At 40.4% G+C, this 16822-nt stretch carries 15 protein-coding genes; 1 reads left to right on the top strand and 14 read right to left on the bottom strand.

All coding sequences use genetic code 11. The annotated features are described in order from the left end of the window. Positions 1–53: 53 nt before the first annotated feature. The gene (locus ABZP26_RS10580) at positions 54–1613 is read right to left on the bottom strand and encodes a BCCT family transporter (RefSeq protein ID WP_036953995.1); all 1560 of its coding nucleotides are present in this window, start codon (positions 1611–1613) and stop codon (positions 54–56) included. 403 nt (positions 1614–2016) lie between these two features. Next, on the bottom strand, positions 2017–4263 hold the full coding sequence (locus ABZP26_RS10585; protein ID WP_036953992.1) for a bifunctional diguanylate cyclase/phosphodiesterase: 2247 nt from the start codon (positions 4261–4263) through the stop codon (positions 2017–2019). 305 nt (positions 4264–4568) lie between these two features. Between ABZP26_RS10585 and cysZ the strand changes: the two genes are divergently transcribed. After that, on the top strand, positions 4569–5297 hold the full coding sequence (cysZ, locus tag ABZP26_RS10590; RefSeq protein ID WP_033103808.1) for a sulfate transporter CysZ: 729 nt from the start codon (positions 4569–4571) through the stop codon (positions 5295–5297). Positions 5298–5343: 46 nt separating this feature from the next. On the opposite strand, the gene rlmM is transcribed toward cysZ, so the two are convergent. The 12 genes from rlmM to hemA form a co-directional block, all read right to left on the bottom strand. Next, positions 5344–6429: a 23S rRNA (cytidine(2498)-2'-O)-methyltransferase RlmM gene (gene rlmM / locus ABZP26_RS10595; protein WP_028834960.1), complete on the bottom strand. Its 1086-nt coding sequence runs from the start codon at positions 6427–6429 to the stop codon at positions 5344–5346. A 17-nt stretch (positions 6430–6446) separates the two neighbouring features. Then, the gene (locus ABZP26_RS10600; protein WP_016900429.1) at positions 6447–6815 is read right to left on the bottom strand and encodes a DUF423 domain-containing protein; all 369 of its coding nucleotides are present in this window, start codon (positions 6813–6815) and stop codon (positions 6447–6449) included. Continuing rightward, complete coding sequence (locus ABZP26_RS10605) at positions 6808–7464, bottom strand: alpha/beta family hydrolase (RefSeq protein ID WP_013465320.1); 657 nt, start codon at positions 7462–7464, stop codon at positions 6808–6810. The genes ABZP26_RS10600 and ABZP26_RS10605 overlap by 8 nt, the downstream gene beginning before the upstream one ends. Further along, entirely contained in the window at positions 7464–8360 is an 897-nt protein-coding gene (locus tag ABZP26_RS10610; protein ID WP_008115185.1) for a transcriptional regulator GcvA, read from the bottom strand. Before ABZP26_RS10610 ends, ABZP26_RS10605 begins: the two co-directional genes overlap by 1 nt. Before the next feature lie 119 nt (positions 8361–8479). Further along, the gene (gene kdsA / locus ABZP26_RS10615) at positions 8480–9334 is read right to left on the bottom strand and encodes a 3-deoxy-8-phosphooctulonate synthase (protein ID WP_013465322.1); all 855 of its coding nucleotides are present in this window, start codon (positions 9332–9334) and stop codon (positions 8480–8482) included. A 9-nt stretch (positions 9335–9343) separates the two neighbouring features. Continuing rightward, the gene (locus tag ABZP26_RS10620; RefSeq protein WP_013465323.1) at positions 9344–10597 is read right to left on the bottom strand and encodes a DUF819 domain-containing protein; all 1254 of its coding nucleotides are present in this window, start codon (positions 10595–10597) and stop codon (positions 9344–9346) included. A 21-nt stretch (positions 10598–10618) separates the two neighbouring features. After that, positions 10619–11446, bottom strand: a complete 828-nt coding sequence (locus ABZP26_RS10625; RefSeq protein WP_013465324.1) for a tetratricopeptide repeat protein — start codon at positions 11444–11446, stop codon at positions 10619–10621. A gap of 131 nt (positions 11447–11577) precedes the next feature. Then, entirely contained in the window at positions 11578–11952 is a 375-nt protein-coding gene (locus ABZP26_RS10630; RefSeq protein WP_013465325.1) for a SirB2 family protein, read from the bottom strand. An 18-nt stretch (positions 11953–11970) separates the two neighbouring features. Further along, positions 11971–13524 (bottom strand): DUF3369 domain-containing protein, encoded by a 1554-nt coding sequence (locus ABZP26_RS10635; protein ID WP_013465326.1) that lies wholly within the window; start codon positions 13522–13524, stop codon positions 11971–11973. A 55-nt stretch (positions 13525–13579) separates the two neighbouring features. Beyond that, complete coding sequence (prmC, locus tag ABZP26_RS10640; protein WP_036953989.1) at positions 13580–14419, bottom strand: peptide chain release factor N(5)-glutamine methyltransferase; 840 nt, start codon at positions 14417–14419, stop codon at positions 13580–13582. Between the two features lie 2 nt (positions 14420–14421). After that, a complete protein-coding gene (gene prfA, locus ABZP26_RS10645) occupies positions 14422–15507 on the bottom strand; it encodes a peptide chain release factor 1 (protein WP_008115176.1) in 1086 nt (361 codons plus the stop codon). Between the two features lie 7 nt (positions 15508–15514). After that, complete coding sequence (hemA, locus tag ABZP26_RS10650) at positions 15515–16771, bottom strand: glutamyl-tRNA reductase (RefSeq protein WP_024602657.1); 1257 nt, start codon at positions 16769–16771, stop codon at positions 15515–15517. Positions 16772–16822 lie beyond the last annotated feature (51 nt).

Below are 16822 nucleotides of genomic sequence, written 5' to 3' on the forward strand. Positions count from 1 at the left end.
AAGTGATGTATAAAATAGAAAAAGGCGCTAACGAGCGCCTTTTTTATGTGCTATTAGAGCCCTTGCTCATCTGCCATTTTTTTAACTATTTGTGGTGCTGTCCACAGTGACGGAAGTAACACAAAAGAAACTGGCACCGCGGTCACCACAATAAAGGACTGTAGCGCTGAAATTCCGCCCTCGCCAATAGAGATAAGTAATGCAGCCACTGCCCCCATCATAATCCCCCAAAACACACGAATTGATGTTTGCGGATGATCGGTACCGGTCATCACCATAGATACCGAGTACGTCATTGAGTCACCGGTTGTTGCCACAAAAATAGTGGTCAGTACTAAGAATAATACAGACACAACAAACCCCATGGGTAACTGCTCAGTAATTGCTAACAATGCCGCTGGTAAATTAAGCCCTGCGAAAGGTTCTGATATAACACCTGGATTATTTAACTCAAAAAATATGCCTGAGCCACCCACAATGGTAAACCAAAAGCAGGTGATCACTGGCGCAACCACAGAGATGAGTAAAATCATTTCACGAATAGTTCGGCCACGCGATATACGCGCAACAAACATCGCCATTAAAGGGCCATAACCTAAAAACCAGCCCCAAAAGAATACGGTCCACCAGTCTAACCATGGTTTATCGGCACGAAACGTAGCCATAGGAATAAAGTTATCTAAGTACAAGCCAAACGATTGGATGTAGCTATCAATAATAAACGCAGTGGGCCCCACCAGTAATATAAACAACATCAGCACTACAGCCAAAACAACATTAAAACGACTTAACAGCTGAATACCTTTAGTAACGCCACTTACCGCTGAAAGTGTATAAATACCAATTAAACTAAATAAAATAACCACTTGTGTGGTGTATGTGTCAGGAATGTCAAACAATTTATCTAGGCCAAAGCTCACTTGCAATCCCAAAAAGCCAATTGGGCCCACAGTACCGGCAACCACCGCTAATACACAACATGCATCAACGACAGTGCCTAGCGCGCCTTTCATTACGCACTCGCCAAATACGGGATAAAGCAAAGTACGAGGTTTAAGTGGTAAGCCTTTTTCGTAATGGAGATGCATATAAACAATGCCGGTCAAACTGCCTAAAATGGCCCAGGCTAAAAAACCCCAGTGCATAAAGCTTTGTGCAAGTGCGTTGTAGGCGGCATCGTTAGTGCCTGTTTCACCACCAAATAGCGGTGGCGGAGAAATAAAATGTGCCATTGGCTCTGCTGCGGCCCAAAATACGCCGCCACCAGCAAGCAAAGTACACATAATAATACTTATCCACTTAAAGGTAGAAATTTCAGGGGTTTTTAAGCCACCCAGTACCACTGAGCCAGTGCGGCCGATAGCTAAGAAAATGCCAATCAAAAAGGTTAATAAAAGTAGGACTTGCCAAAAGGCGCCAAATATTTTGGTTGAGAAGGCAAAGGCCGTATTTATCCAATCAGACATCAGTTTAATGTCGTAAAGGGCCAGCGCGGCAAATAAAACTAATATACCGCCACTGATTAAAAATACGGGTATATCAACCCCATCCAGAAACTTAACTCGGGAAGAATGTGTTTCACCCGACTTTAAAGTTGCTTTAGTGGTATTCATTTATCGCTCCTAATGGTTCTTTAAAGTTACCGACATAGCGACACACCATGACATCACACTAAACCCTAGTTTCAACAAACGACAAAGCAACTCAAAAGCGAGTTTTAAGTACTTGTCATGTTCACGTCTAGGTAATGTCACAACAAGTAGACTTATTGCCAATTCCTGACTAGTTTAACGCGTTAAAAACGCTAAACCAATGCCTCAGGAATGATTTGTGTAGTAGTTACACAATAATAAAAGATAAATTACATCACGGTATCAAACAAACAAAAAATATACATTTTTGCTTTAGCAAAAGCGCGGTACGTTATTAAACGTTGCTGCGCAGTGGGTACGCAAACAACGCGGCTTATCGATTAGGGCAACTAAACCTGTCGCTCTGTTAGTGATAAATACAGGGTTATTGATGCTGTTTATGCCATGTTAAATAGTTGCTGTGGGTTAATGGTTTTGCAAATAAATAACCTTGCACTGCATTCACGCCCATCGACTTTAATGTTGTTAGTTGCTCAGCACTTTCGACCCCTTCGGCCACAATGTTAATATTTAAGCTATGACCTAAGCCAATAATAGATTGCACAATACTTTGACCCGAAGCGCTATTGAGCACTTTATCAATAAAGCTTTTATCAATTTTTAACTCATCAATAGGAAACACGCTTAAATGTTTTAAACACGAGTAGCCCGTACCAAAGTCATCAATTGAAAACACAAATCCCTGCGATTTTAATTCTTCCATTTGCTTTACGGTCCCCATCAAGTCACCCGCTAACATTGATTCAGTGATCTCTAATTTAATTCGAGTTGGCGAGACGTCAAACGCTTCAATTGCTTTAAATAGCTCACCTTTTAAAGTGGAAGAATTAAACTGACACTGGCTAATGTTAATTGATACGCTAAAACTGTCATCGAGTAAGTTATTATCTCGAAGTGTTTCAAGTAAAATACAAATATCTCTTAATACAATATTTTGTAACTTTTGAATTAAGCCAAATTGCTCGGCAATTGGAATAAATGCATTAGGGGGGATAAGTCCTTTGGTTGGATGATTCCACCTTATTAATGCCTCAGCACCCACAAGGGTTCCATCAATTGCTAATTGTGGCTGAAAATAAGCACAAAACTCATCGCACGCGATAGCCCTAACAATGTCAGTTTCAAGCTCAGTTTGATTTTCCAGTAAGGTTTGCAGTGCGGGGTCGTAAAAGCTACTACTATTACCGCCTTTCATTTTAGAGCGATACATAGCGGTATCTGCAAATTTTAAAATATTAGCGGTTATGGCATTGCTCGTGTTAATCAAACAAATACCAATACTACAACTGACCTGAAACGCTAAATCGCCCACTTCAAATTTTTCATAAAAGACACTTTGTACTTTTTTAGCAATCAACTCAGATTCACTATTAGCTTGCATGTGGCTATCACCGACATGCTCGATAAGAATAATAAATTCATCACCACCGACTCGTGCGAGGGTATCTGCCGGGTTCAAAATAGCTGTTAATCGTTGTGATAACTCAACCAGTATTTCATCGCCTGCATTATGACCTAGTGAGTCATTTATGCGTTTAAAATTATCTAAATCTAAAAATAAGAGTGCGCCAGAATGATCAGACTGCTTAATTCGCTCCACATACATACTGAGCCTATCATTGAGCATTCTGCGATTAGGAAGGTTAGTGAGCGGATCGAAAAATGCTAACCGTTGTACTTCTTCTTCGGCAGCTTTGCGATTAGAGATATCTCTGGCCATCCACACCACATGTCTCAGTGACGGGTTATTAGGCTGGTAACTTTCAAGGGGAGCTGTTCGCCCTTCAAATGTAAGCTGCTTACCTTTTATATTGAGCTGATATTCAAACACTTGAACTTCATTAGTTTGCAACGTTTTGTCAATCACCGCCAGAATAGGATTTGCATCTTCAGGAGGCATAATATCTCTGACATTTTGATTAATAACGTGCTCTTGGCTTAAATATAAACTTTCATTAGCTGTGCCGTAAACATTGGTATACTCCCCCTCTTCACTCAAAATGAGGGTTAGATCAGGAAGCACTTTTGTAAAGGCTTTAAACTTTTCATTACTTTGCTGTAATTCAAAAAGCAACGCGTTTAATCTTAGTGACTCGGTGTGCTTTTCAAGAGCAATACTGGTGAAATCAACAAAAAAATCTATTAATTCTAAATCTTGTGGTGTCGGTGACTTTGCGCTGTCATGATAAATTGCAAAAGTGCCTAAAATGTCTGATTTTGTTGAAATAATGGGGGTAGACCAACATGACCTTAAACCATAACTTAACGCCAATGCTTTATAATCATCCCATAATGGCGATGTTGAAATATCTGCGGCAATAATGCGTTTTTTTTCATAGGCTGCAGTACCGCATGAACCGACAGTTGGCCCTATTTTCACACCATTAATTGCTTGGCAATAACCCTGTGCAATATTAGGTGCCGCGCTATGAAATAGCTGCTCTCCTTTGAGCGTTAATATAGAGCACTTTGCAGAAGAGTCTTCAATAAGCTCCTCAATAGATAAACAAATATTTTCCAGTACCTCATCAAGTGGCGCACCGAGTGCTATTTTCGATAATATACTTTGTTGCTGAGAAAGCAGCTTTCTGACTCTCATTATTTCAATCAAATTATATTCCTCAACAATCACTAACGCTAAATGCGTCGCTCTATTTTAGGGCCTGTTTATAATAATTTATTATAGTCTTTTGACTATACATAATATTGAAATCAGCATCTATGCTATTTTCGTCTATTTCACGAGCGTTTGCCATTCAATACAAGGTGGCGATTTGAAATGTACTTATCAACAAATCATTTATTTACATACCATCTGTAAATACCCTTTATTAAATACTTTGTTACTTAAAAGTACTGTTTAAAATCATCAAGCTATTTATAATAGCTAAAATAGTAATAATCGATGAGGTTAGTGTGCAAATAACACAAGGTATGGAATATTTTTTTTCAGGGTTTAAGTTAATTAGTCAAAAAGGGCTAAAACGCTTTGTACTTATACCCCTACTTATTAATATTTTATTATTTGGTAGCTCCTTATTCTTTTTATTTGGCTGGCTTAGTGATGGCTTTAATGCCGTAAACGCCATGCTCCCAGAATGGCTAAGTTGGCTCGAATGGTTAATGTGGCCAATTGCTGTGCTGGTGGTGCTGTTTAGTTACAGTATGTTATTTACCGTTATTACTAACTTTATCGCCGCACCTTTTAATGGCTTACTAAGTGAAAAGGTAGAGCTTTACTTAACTGGTCAAAAAATTAACGACGACGGATTAGCTGATTTAGTTAAAGATGTTCCGCGAATGCTGGGCCGGGAATGGACTAAGCTTTGCTACTACCTCCCACGCGCTATCGGCTTTTTTATTTTATTGTGGGTACTACCTGTAATAGGCCAAGTGCTATGGGTGCTTTTTACCTGCTGGATGTATGCGGTGCAATATAAAGATTATGCTTTTGATAATCACAAAATTAGCTTTACACAAATGAAAAATGATTTAAAAAGCAAACAAGGGTTATCTTATGGGTTTGGCTTTGCCGTGATGCTGCTAACCGCTATCCCATTTGTAAATTTAATTGTTATGCCTGTGGCGGTATGTGGTGCCACACGATTATGGGTTGAAAATTACCGACCACAATACCGTAGTTAAAATAAAAAATGGGCCACTTGGCCCATTTTTTATACTCGCTAATAGATTAACTATATAAGCTCTGTGGCACTTTAGTGACATTTAAGTGCACCGTTATTTCTTCACGATCATGGTATAAATGCTTAGCTTGAAGTTCATAGCTTATGCCGTACTTCGCCATTTCTTCTCTGATCATTTTTAAACATTCATACACACTATCAAAGCGTTTTTTCATCGGTAATTTCAGATTAAAAATAAGCTCTTTTGCATAAGCATTTACTGCCCAGTCAATCATCAAGTTAGTCACTTTAGTCGGCTTTTCTACCATATCGCAAACCAACCAAGTGATGTTTCTTTTTTCTGGACGGTATTTAAAACCATCTTCTCTAAAATGCTTTACCTGACCCGTTTCCATTAAACTTTCATTCATTGGGCCGTTATCTATCGCGCTAACAAACATACCACGGCGAACTAACTGATAAGTCCAGCCACCTGGGCATGCACCTAAATCAACGCTGCGCATCCCAGCTTGTACCCGCGACTCACGCTGTTGCTCAGGAATAAACACGTTAAACGCTTCATCTAACTTAAGCGTTGAACGACTTGGGCCATCGCTTGGCATACGTAAACGTAAGATCCCCATAAAAAAAGGAGAATTGTTATAACTATATGAGTAACCCACATACGCAGTATTATTAGCTAAAAACAGCACATGCATTACTGGACGATTGGCTTTTGGTTCACGCAATACGGTGTTTTGTTTCTCGAGGGCTTTTTTAAGCGGAGTTGATATTTTTTTACAAAAAGTCAGTAACTCTTTGCCCTCGTTGGTATCGGGTGTTTCGACACGCAGCTCAGAACACAAAGTAAAATCTTTTGCAGCATCTACAATAGCGCCTACTCTATCTTCTACGGGCATATTTTCAATTAGGTTACCGGCAAACCATTGGCGTGCAAACACCATATTTTTAAAATCAACTTTTTTGATTATTTCGTCGCTGTGCTGCGCTTCAAAACATTCATAAATAACATAACCGGTATTTGGTTTTGCTTTTACATACCCAGCAAATCCTTGTTCGGCAGCGTGAAACGTTATTTCAGCAGCGGCATCGTTTTCAAAACCACTACGACAGTAAATCACAACACTAGACATATTAACCCTTAAACTCTTTAAAACTTAAATCGTGCAACTTGCACTAAAATAACTATCCAACCAATAATAAAGCACAGCCCACCCAATGGGGTAATTGGGCCCAGCCACTTCAACCCTGTTAAAGCCAATAAGTATAAGCTGCCACTAAATAACAATGTACCGGCAATAAAAAAACCACCCGCCATACTGAGGTGCATACCCCACTTAATTAAAATAGCCACTGCAATTAACGCCAGCCCATGCACCATTTGATACTCAGCGGCAGTTTTAAAAATACCAATGGAGTACTCTGATAAACGACTTTTCAGACCATGAGCAGCAAATGCGCCCAGTATCACTGAAAGCATGCAAAAAAAGCTGCCTGCTAATAAAAATAGTTTAATCATGTTTATCCTCTTTTAAATTTTCAAGCGTATTCTTTATAAAGCTTGCTGCCTGTATTGCCGCAGCATTCAGGTTTTGTTGCTCAGTCACGCCACTTTTTTTACGCGGTTTTAGTGAGTGGTCACCATCCGTTAACCATACATACTTTGGCTGCTTTGGCATGGCCATTGTGGCAAGCTCTTCGCGGGTGCCAAAGGTATCCCTTTCCCCCTGTAATACTAAAAAAGGACACGGTATGTCTGCAAAATGATCTGTACGCAGTTTTTCTGGCTTGCCCGGAGGATGAAACGGATAACCAAACGCAAGCACACCTAAAACAGGATGAGAGGTCGAACAGGCAAGCATCGATGCCATGCGCCCGCCCATTGATTTACCCCCTATAAATAGCGGTAAATTTGCATCAGCTTGAGTCACTATATGTTCAAAATAAGTAAGTAGTTTAGGCGCTCGCTCTGGTGGGCGACGTTTGTTAGTTTGTTTAGCAATTTGCATATATTCAAAATCAAACAAGCCAACGTCAATACCGTACTCACTGAGTTGTTTAGCCATGATTTGCATAAACTCAGAATCACTGCCAGCCCCTGCGCCATGAGCAAATATAAACTGTGCGATTGCCGGTTGCTGACTACTTCTAACCCATTCGATGCTCATTAATATTCTTGCTCCTGCTCAACTAAACTTAACATCCAGTCTTTAAACGATACAATTTTGCCTAACTCATTTTGTGACTCACGGATCACTAAGTAATAGGCATTTTTACTCTCTAAACTGTGATTGAACGGGATCACTAAACGTCCTGCATCAATATCTGGTTTTGCTAGTACGCTGTTACCAATTGCAACACCTTGGCCATGTACCGCAGCTTGTAACACCATAGAAGAATGACTAAATATAGGTCCTTGGTTAACTTGTACATTACGTACGCCGGCGGTTTTCATCCAGGTTTTCCAGTTTTTACGGGTGGTGTCATGTAGCAAGGTATGGTTTGCTAAATCACTGGGTTGGTTAAGCGCTCTGGGGCCACTTAACAATAATGGGCTACACAGTGGCACTAAGTATTCAGTGTGCAATTTATAAGCTTGTACGCCACTCCAATGACCGCGACCATAATAAATTGAAATATCAACATCGTCTGTTAACGAGTTTTCATCCTGATCTTGGGCTTTAATTCGCACATCAATTTCTGGGTGTAATTCGTTAAATAAGCTCAATCGAGGAATGAGCCATTGAATCGCAAAACTGGGGGTTAAACTTACGGTTAACGAGCCTTTGGCACCACGAGCTAATAGCTTTTCAGTTGCATCTATTAGCTGAGTAAAAATCTCTTTAATATCTAAAAAGTAACCTTGGCCTTCTTCGGTTAATAATAACGAGCGATTTTTACGTAAAAACAGCTTTAAGCCTAAATGCTCTTCAAGCGTTTTTATTTGATGACTCACCGCAGCTTGCGTGACATACAACTCTTCTGCGGCTTTAGTAAAGCTTAAATGACGTGCTGCAGCTTCAAAAGCTTTCAGCGCGTTTAATGGAGGAACTCGTCTTGACATGGCAACCAAGCTTAGAATTAGTTTTTCTTATGCGGTGAATTATATACCTATGCTAGGAAAGAGTATATTCAAGCCATAAAAAAAGCGACCTAAGTCGCTTTTTAAAGTGCTAATCAACTTTATAAATCGCTAGCACTGGTATCAAGAGGGGCAAAGCTCTTGATTAAATCATCCACCGCTTTCATTTGCGATAAGTACCCTTCTAACTTGCTCAATGCTAATGCACAGGGGCCATCACATTTTGCTTCATTTGGATTGGGGTGCGCTTCAATAAATAAGCCTGCGATACCAAGAGCCATGCCGCTACGAGCAAGTTCGGCAGCTTGGGCACGACGACCATCGGCTGAGTCTGCTCGACCGCCAGGACGCTGCAGTGCATGAGTTGCATCAAATATAACGGGAGCCATGGTTTTCATATCATCCATACCTAGCATATCAACCACTAGGTTATTATAGCCAAAGCTTGAACCACGTTCACATAAGGCCACATTATTATTTCCGGCTTCATTAAATTTAGTAATGATATGACGCATTTCATGCGGAGCTAAAAACTGTGGCTTTTTCACATTAATAATCGCGCCTGTTTTAGCCATTGCAACCACCAAGTCTGTTTGACGAGCCAAAAACGCCGGTAGCTGAATAACATCAACAACCTCTGCAACCGGTGCTGCTTGATGAGGTTCATGCACATCGGTGATAAGCGGAATATTAAAGGTATTTTTAATCTCTTCAAATATCTTTAAGCCTTCTTCCATGCCTGGACCACGGTAAGAATTGATGGACGAGCGATTGGCTTTATCAAATGACGCCTTAAATACATAAGGAATATTTAATTTAGTGGTCACTTCAACATAATGCTCGGCAATACGCATCGCTAAGTCGCGTGATTCAAGCACATTCATGCCACCAAATAAAACAAAAGGTTTATTATTTGCCAGTTCTATTTCATTGATATTAATAACTTGGTTGTTCATTTTAATTCCTTATGGTGCAACTGCTTGCATCATTAATCCACAAATATACGCCATATATGTACCTACACCATAGCCAAGTACAGCTAATAATACGCCGACCGGTGCCAGTGACGGATGAAACGCAGCGGCCACAACAGGGGCAGACGCTGCGCCACCTACATTGGCCTGTGAGCCAACAGCCATATAAAATAATGGCGCTTTAATTAATTTAGCCACAATGAGCATTAAGCTTGCGTGAGTTAACATCCAAATTGCACCAATAACAAAATACATCGGTGAATCAAAAATCGCCATTACATTCATATGCAGGCCAATCGATGCCACTAAAATATACAAAAAGGCTGACGCCACTTTCGATGAACCAAACGCCTCAATATGGCGTACTTTGGTAAACGATAAGCAAATACCTATCGTCGTTGATATAACAATAAGCCAAAAGAACTTACTGTTTAAACTGTATTCTTTTGCCCACGCATAATTATTGGCAAAGAAGGGCCCTAAAATATCTGCACAAAAGTGCGCTAAACCGGTAATACCAAAGGCAATAGCAATAATCATCATGTAATCATTTAGCGTTGGCATACGCGCATGCTCTGCATGGTATTTTTCAACACGTTGCTTTAAGTCTTCAATCGCGGTGGTATCTGCACCGGCTTTAGCGTCAATCGCTTTATGATTAGCTGCCATTAATAATAATACTGCCATCCATAAATTAGCCACTATCACATCCACGGTGACCATGGCTGAGAAAATATCGCCACCCACTTCAAACATTTCTTTCATAGATGCTTGGTTTGCACCGCCACCAATCCAGCTACCTGCAATGGTTGTCATACCACGCCAAACAGCGTCAGGGCCATGTCCCCCTACCGCTTCTGGATAAACAGCACTCATTATTAAAATAGCTAATGGGCCACCAATCACAATACCTACGGTGCCGGTTAAAAACATAATTAATGCTTTAGGACCTAAATTAATAATCGCTTTTAAATCAATACTGATGGTAAGCAAAATTAAACACGCTGGCAGTAAATATCGCGAAGCGACGTAATACACGTTAGATTGAGAACCATCAACAATACCAAAGGTATTTAACAATGACGGCAAAAAATAACACAGCAATAATGCCGGTACATATTTATAAAATGCCACAAGACCTGGGCGTTGACTATTTGAGGTTTTGAAAATAAACCCTAAAATAATCGCCAATAAACCAAGTACAACGGCATCATTGGTAATTAATGCAGTTTGGGGATCAGCCATAACATTTCCTATTTTTTATTCTTAGTGGTGAGTTTTATGATTGTCTTCAAGTTCTTCAATTTGATGTAGAATGATTTCAATAGCAGGATCATCAGGACATTCATCAACAAAAAACTGTAAATCATCTCGTGCCATTTTAGGGCAGCCAAGCTGATTTAGTAAATAACCTCTGTCGCGTCGCTCATAGGGATCATCACCTAACATTTCCATTAATAAATCGACGCAAGTTAAGGCATGACCAAATTTATTTTCACTAATGAAAGACCATTTTTGCTGCGCTAAAAATAATTTATACACTTCGTCTTCAAAAATAAGCTCTAAAGGCTCTTGTTCTTGAGGATTTTCTTCATCAATATTTTCAGGAATGATGTACCAACTTTGTTGGCCACTGCTAGGGTCAACAAGATAACCCTCTTCATCACTCATTGCGACGTGAATGCCCACTTCGCCTTGAGTTATGCTTACACTGGCATCGAGTTTAGCATGCTGTAAAAAGTGGCATAACAAAATAGCTAAGGTTGTCGGTGTGCCACTGCGCATAGACAAGGTGTAGCTGATGCTATTTAACTTATACTCAGGAACTTTCAAGCTTGATGCACTAAATAGCCACTCACTATAAAAGCTATCAAGTAGTTTATCTAGGCGATCGTGTTCGTCCGGCATCTGCTGACAAATAGACTCTATTTGCTGCTCAAACGCAGTGAGTATTTCAAGACTTGGTGTTAAGTCTATTTGAGGGTCCCATTTAGCTTCCGCTTTGATACAACGATATATAGCCGGCGGCAAAAAATCATCGTAAGCATCTTCTATATAAGATTCATCGTGTTCATCAAACCCGAGGGTGGTCATTCATACTACAACATTCTAGAAAACGAGGACGTAGTTTACCTAATTTTAAAGCTAGATACCAATAATCAGAAATGAATTGAAGAGGTAAGCTTTACACCTTTGGTGTGCAAAGCTTAAATAGGCATTGTTAATTATAACAACAGCGGGGCTTTAGCTGTTGCTAAGTAACCAATAGCTAAAATAACAGCGGTGTTAAGTACTAAAAATACGATTTTTGGAACGGTTGTCGTTTGTTTAGCGCTAATAATACCCACAACAATATAAACGATAACTAGAATAATTTTTTCTAATAACCAAAGCTGCTCTAATGGGTTTATTTTAGCCATTGCCATTAAACCGATGGCTGAGACAATTAATAAAGTGTCTATACTGTGGCTACCAATAAAAACCAATTTATTTTTGGCAAGGCTGCCACTGCCCATACGAGAAAAAGAACGTACGTAAAATAAAATAATACTCACTAGCGCAATGGCCATGTGTGAGTGTTTTAATGCTAAATAATCCATATGTATTGTTACTTCTGTTTAGTTATGTGTTTTGTCAGGAAAGCGTAAAAGTACCGCTTCGAGATCTTCAAGTTTATCATTAAATACATCAACAAGTTTAGGATCAAAATGCGTTCCTTTATTTGCGTTGATCTCCGCAACCGCTTCTTCAAGTGTCCACGCACCTTTATAACAACGTTTATGGCGCAGTGCATCATACACATCAGCCAATGCCACTATTCTGGCAAAAATATCAATACGCTCCCCCTTTAATCCACTAGGGTAACCAGAACCATCCCACTTTTCGTGGTGCTGCTGTGCGATTAATGCCCCTGCGCTGACTATTTTACGCGGTGAATCTTTCAAAATAGCATAGCCTTTTCCAGCATGAGTTTTCATAACTTCCCACTCTTCGCTATTTAACTTGCCAGGCTTATTTAAAATTGCATCCGGAATACCTATTTTACCCACATCATGTAAAGGCGATGCAAAGCGAATTAAATTCGCTTGCTCTTCAGATAACCCGTAGGCTAATGCTAATTCATAGCAAATATAAGCAACCCGTTTTACATGATTACCCGTTTCGCACGAGCGCTGTTCAACGGCTTCACTTAAACGATAAACAAGCTCTTGTTGTGTGGCTTCAACTTCAGTATGTAACTGCACATTTTCAAATGCCAACTGCACATTTTGAGAAAAGATTTCAATTAGGTTTCGTTGTGTATCCGTCAACTTTGACGGCACACCTGATACAAACAACATTGAATTATGGTTAAATTTACTGCTGCAATAAGCAAACAAATAATCATCTCTGTACACAATTGCTTTGTTAGCAAGGGCCTCTTGGCACGCTAACAGTTGGTCTTCTGCTAGTACGGTTTCTAGCTCTTCTCCCTCGCGCTTAGCAAAATCGCCGGTACCAGAGCAAACAATCAGTTTTTTATTCATCTCCTCTGACGGATTTTGTGCAACTAAGGTGGTGGCATACATGGCTTCATCAGCAACGTTTAGTAAAGAAGTAAGCTGCTGCATCACGCCTTCAATAAAGTTATCCATTGAATGGGTTGCAAAAATATTGCGCGAAGCGGTGATTATTTTTTCTAGCCCTTCACGCGATTGCTCAATCGAAATAATATCGCGATACGAGCGAAGACTTGCCATCATAACGGTGAATAATTTTTGTGCGGTAAGTTCTGTTTTAGATTTATAGTCATTAATATCGTAATTTACGATTACTTGGCGCTCGGGTGCTTGGCCTGGCTGCCCGGTTCGTAGAATAATGCGAATATAATTATTTTTAACGGTATCACGAATGTATTTTGCTACTTGCAAACCCGCATCGTCTGTTTCCATAACAACATCGAGTAGGATGATGGCCGCATCAGGATGATCATCAATCAACTTTTTCGCTTCTGCGCCGGAATAAGCACTAATAAACTCCAAGCGTCTATCTTGAAACTTAAAATCACTCAACGCTAAACGCGTAACAGCATGAACCTCGGGTTCATCATCAACAATTAGAACTTTCCATGTTCCTTGCTCTTCACTTACTACTTCAGGTGGTTGTTCATTTGAAAATAAAAAATCTTCCATCACAAAGAGTTCCTTAAAACATATGCAAACAAACAACGGGGCTATTTTTAATAAGTTAAGGCCATTGTCCGAAAGTTACGCGGTCGTTATTACCAAGATCTTTCACTGTGCTTACATTTATAAACGCCATTTGGTTGAATATATGGCGAACAGCTGCACTTTGCTCAAATCCGTGTTCAATTAAAAGATAGCCATTAGAATGTAAATAGTCACGTGATTGTGTAATTATTTGTTTAATATCAGCTAATCCAGCATCATCTGCAACCAATGCAGACAAAGGCTCAAAGCGCACATCACCTTGGTGCAAGTGTTTATCGTTATATTCTATATAGGGAGGGTTGGTTACAATTAGATCAAATTTTTTATTATTTAACGCGCTAAACCAATTGCTTTGTTCAACACACACATTATTTATCGCTAATCGTTTTTGATTACGTTTGGCCAGTGCCACCGCATCATCAATACGATCAACGGCAATAATATCCCATGTAGGCATTTCACTACCAAGCGCAAGTGCAATTGCTCCAGTGCCTGTGCCTAAATCGAGCACTTTGGCGTCATTTGGTACATTACATGCAAGCGCAAGCTCAACTAAGGTTTCTGTATCAGGGCGAGGAATGAGTGTTGTTGGATTTACTTCAAGCTGTAAACTCCAAAACTCACGATACCCTGTAATGTGCGAAACAGGTTCGCCGTTTAAACGACGCTCACATGCACGCTCAAACGCTTGTGATTGTTCATCCGTTAATTGTTTTTCTGGCCAAGTAAATAAATAACTACGTGGCTTTTGTAAAATATTAAGCAGTAGTACTTGAGCATCTAACTTTGCGCTATCACTACTTGATGCTAATAAATTAGCACCGGTAGTAATAGCGTTTTCAACAGTGAGGTTCACGATTAATCGTCGCCCATCGCTGCTAATAAGTCGGCCTGATGCTCTTGCATTAGCGGCTCAACCACAGCGCCTAAATCACCGGCTACCACTTCGTTTAAACGATAAAGCGTTAAGTTAATACGGTGATCGGTAATACGCCCCTGCGGGTAGTTGTATGTGCGAATACGCTCAGAACGATCGCCACTGCCCACTAAATTACGACGTTCAGACGCTTCAGCAGCATGACGTTTTTCATCTTCAGCCTGTTGCAAACGCGCCGCCAATACCGACATCGCTTTTGCACGGTTTTTATGTTGAGAACGCTCATCTTGACACTCAACCACAACACCGGTTGGTAAATGAGTAATACGAATGGCAGAGTCGGTTTTATTAACGTGCTGACCACCCGCGCCCGATGCTCTAAAGGTATCAACTTTAATATCGGCGGTATTAATTTCTATGGCCTCTGCTTCTGGCACTTCAGCCATTACAGCAACAGTACAGGCTGAGGTATGTACGCGCCCTTGGGATTCAGTTTCTGGGACGCGCTGTACACGGTGCACGCCTGATTCAAATTTTAATTGCCCATACACACCTTCACCGCTGATGTTAGCAATTACTTCTTTGTAGCCGCCATGTTCACCTTCGTTGGTCGTCACAACTTCTACTTTCCATTTTTTTGTTTCTGCGTAGCGGCTGTACATTCTAAACAAGTCGCCAGCAAAAATAGCGGCCTCGTCGCCCCCTGTTCCGGCGCGAACTTCTAAAAACACGTTGTTATTGTCTTTCGGATCTTTAGGCAACATAAGCACTTGAATGTCGTCTTCTAAAGTCGAAATTTGTGCTTTTGCTTCTTTATATTCTTCTTGTGCCATTTCGCGCATTTCAGGATCTGAATCTTTTAGCATTTCTTCAGCGCTACTCAAGTCTTCTTGTGCTTGCTGGTATGCTAAAAACGTTTTCACCACTTCTTCAAGCTCAGAGTATTCTTTTGAAAGAGTACGAAAGCGGTTTTGATCACTAATGACCGATGGGTCACTTAGTAGCGCTTGAACTTCTTCATAGCGCTCAACTAAGGTTTCTAATTTACGATAAACGGACTCTTTCATTTAACTGTTATTCCTGATCTATACCTAACATTTTTTTCAATTGGTTTAACTGAGCCACTTCACCTTTTTTCGCTGCATCTTGGATGGCACGGGTAGGCGCGTGCATTAAGCGATTGGTTAATTTATTGGCCAGCTCTAAAATTACTTTTTCTGCGTCTTTACCTGTATTTAGCTGACTAAGCGCCCTATCTACAAGTTCTGCTTTTGTTGTTTGTACATCATTACGGTAGTGGCGAATTAAATCCACTGAATCAAGCGAGCGCAACCACATAAAAAACTCTTTGGTGCGCTCACTAATAATAATTTGTGCTTGCTCTGCCGCTTGCTCACGAGCAGCCATGTTTTCACTAACAATGGCTTGTAAGTCATCGACCGAGTACAAGTAGGCGTCGTCGAGTTCACCGACTTGGCTTTCAATATCGCGTGGTACAGCTATATCAATAAACAGCATCGGCTTATAGCGGCGTTGTTTCAGTGCTTGCTCAACTACACCTTTACCAATAATGGGCAAAGTGCTGGCGGTGGAGCTAATCACAATATCAGCTTGATGCAAACGTTCAGGCAATTGTGCCAACGCAATAACATCGGCTGATACTTCATCGGCTAAACTGCGCGCTCTTTCTATTGTTCTGTTGGCAACTGTAATTTTTTGCGGCTCATTTTGGTATAAATGTTTTGCTACCAGCTCTATGGTTTCACCGGCACCAATGAGTAACACCTTGGTTTTATCCAGCTTTCCATAAATATGCTTTGCTAAATTAACTGCCGCAAAGGCGACAGATACTGCACTGGCACCAATGTTGGTTTCGGTACGGACTTCTTTTGCCACCGAAAACGTTTTTTGAAACAAACGGTCAAACGTAACGCCCACCGCATCATGGGTTTTGGCACTATTATAGGCTTGTTTTATTTGCCCTAAAATTTGTGGTTCGCCTAACACCAGCGAGTCAAGCCCACAGGCTACACGCATCAAATGATTTATTGCAGCGCTGTCTTCATGACAGTAGATATTTTTACTCAGTTCATGTTCATCTAAACCATGGAAACTGGCCAACCATTGCAACAATGTTTGGGAATTTTGCTGTGCAAGGCTACAATACACCTCAGTGCGATTACAGGTAGAGACAATAACCGCTTCATTAAAGTCGGCATGGCCACTTAATTGTTGTAGCGCCTCTGAAATTTGCTCAGGCGAAAAGGCCACTTTTTCTCGTAATTCTACGGATGCGGTTTTGTGATTAATACCAAGTGCTATTATGGTCATATCTGCCAAATATTGCTGAGCCCTACTACATAGGCGGCAATTTTATCAAAA

This window comes from Pseudoalteromonas sp. SD03 (assembly GCF_040937955.1).
GTDB lineage: Bacteria > Pseudomonadota > Gammaproteobacteria > Enterobacterales > Alteromonadaceae > Pseudoalteromonas > Pseudoalteromonas tetraodonis.